Source organism: Nocardia colli, from assembly GCF_008704205.1.
Taxonomy (GTDB): domain Bacteria; phylum Actinomycetota; class Actinomycetes; order Mycobacteriales; family Mycobacteriaceae; genus Nocardia; species Nocardia colli.
On sequence record NZ_VXLC01000067.1, the window covers coordinates 1 to 1,616 of the forward strand.

General features: G+C 61.3%; 2 protein-coding genes and 1 pseudogene. All 3 read right to left on the reverse strand.

Annotation, left to right across the window (positions count from 1 at the left end; genetic code table 11):
• Positions 1–416: pseudogene (locus tag F3087_RS45705) on the reverse strand (hypothetical protein); the annotation flags it as partial.
• A 263-nt stretch (positions 417–679) separates the two neighbouring features.
• Positions 680–1,009 carry a hypothetical protein gene (locus tag F3087_RS45710; RefSeq protein ID WP_150408478.1) on the reverse strand — a complete coding sequence of 110 codons (330 nt, stop codon included), beginning with the start codon at positions 1,007–1,009 and terminating at the stop codon, positions 680–682.
• A gap of 128 nt (positions 1,010–1,137) precedes the next feature.
• On the reverse strand, positions 1,138–1,419 hold the full coding sequence (locus F3087_RS45715) for a hypothetical protein (protein ID WP_150408479.1): 282 nt from the start codon (positions 1,417–1,419) through the stop codon (positions 1,138–1,140).
• Positions 1,420–1,616 lie beyond the last annotated feature (197 nt).

Genomic DNA, 1,616 nt, shown 5'->3' on the forward strand with positions numbered 1-1,616 from the left:
CGCACATGGTCGGCCCGTCGCGGAGCCCGGCATACGAGTCCACCGCTCAGTCCGGGATCACCGTCGATCAATTCAACCGGGGCCCGGCGAGCACGCTCGCGTAGCGACTCGCGCCAGTCGTAGCCGGGAAAGTCGAGCAGTTCTCGCAGCCGCTCCACCGAGGTGGTCTGGCTGATCACCAGATCCGGCGGCAGCAGCTTCACGCATTGAGTCTTGATCGCCCCCACTGTTCGCCCGGCCCGCTCGGCGCTCTCCTCGACCACCAGCCCGCCCTGCACCAGCGCGACCAGTTCGGCATCGCGTTCGTCGGTCCACCACTCGCGATGGCGCTGGTCTAGTCGGCCATGTTCCCTCCCTGCGCGGCTGAGATCCCCTGCGGCACTTGGGGGTCCGGGAACATCGAGGAGAAAAGTCACGCTCAGCAGTTACCGCAGATAGTGACATACTATGTGCGGTAACTGCTGAGTCGTGCTGGCGTAATGGGCGTTCCGGGCATCGGCGACTCGGGAAACCATCTGCGGTAGCGGCCCGGCATGTCGGTACCTGTTGCGGTGCTTGTTCCTATGAAGAACCGAAACGATCACGGAGATCGCCGGTCCTGGCGGCGCCACACCGCCCGCCCGCAGCCCAGCAGTGAGCCGCCTTACTACTTTGCGACATTTCCATTCGATGCTGGCTGCTAATCGTAGGGGTAGACGCCGTCGCTATGATTACCGCGATCGACGGGGTAGACGCCGTCGCTATGATTGCCGCGATCGATGGGGTAGGCGCCGTCGTTGAGGTAGGCGCCGTCGCTGTGATTGCTGCGATCGATGGGGTAGGTGCCGTCGTTGTGATAGCCGCCGTCCGGGTGATTACCGTCATCTGAACGGTCGCCACCGGATATCACCACGCCCGGCAGATCGGATGCCTCCCAAGGCCCTGGAGAAGCCTGTGCCGCAGCCGAAGCCACGACCAACGCCGCACCAGCCGCACACATCCCAGCAATGATTCGAGTTACCATCTTCATGACATTCCATCCTTATTCGGTATTGTGATCGCGTCGATCACAAGCATCGATTCCGGGTTGGCGCGCAGCAGCAAAGCGGCCCGTTTTAACGCGCCCGTTCTAGTTGCGTCCAAGCCCGTAGATCCCGATCAGTAATGACCACCGACGTACAGGTTGAAGGCACCGTACTGGGGGAGACATTGCGCATCGGTGCTGCGTGTCGCGTCCATGGCGGGTACCAGCCTATCGAAGCATTCCTGTTGCGTTGGATAGCTGGCGTAGTAGCGCATGCAGGTGCCGTTTTGCAGGTAGTACGAGCATCGTCCGGGGTCAGGCGTGAATCCCTGATCAGCCTGAGCCGGAACGAAAACGATCAATAATGTTGCACCGGTGGTGAACAGTCCGACGATAAGTCGAGTGAGTGCGCGCATAACATTTACCTCAGTTCTTCTGAGTTGAGCCGGATAAAATTTGGTACCCAGACATCGAATCCCCCTGAGTCCCCCAGTGGTGCACCTGCCGGAGTATCCGCAGTGCAGCGCCTGCCGACCACGCGGAATGCTTCTGCCGAAGCCCGTGGTCCGGCAGGTGGGCCAGCACTTGCTGCCGTTCGGAACAATCCACGCCA

Excerpts from the sequence above, each read along its gene's own strand:
- F3087_RS45710 (WP_150408478.1), bottom strand. The coding sequence starts at position 1,009 with ATGAAGATGGTAACTCGAATCATTGCTGGGATGTGTGCGGCTGGTGCG.
- F3087_RS45715 (WP_150408479.1), bottom strand. The coding sequence starts at position 1,419 with ATGCGCGCACTCACTCGACTTATCGTCGGACTGTTCACCACCGGTGCA.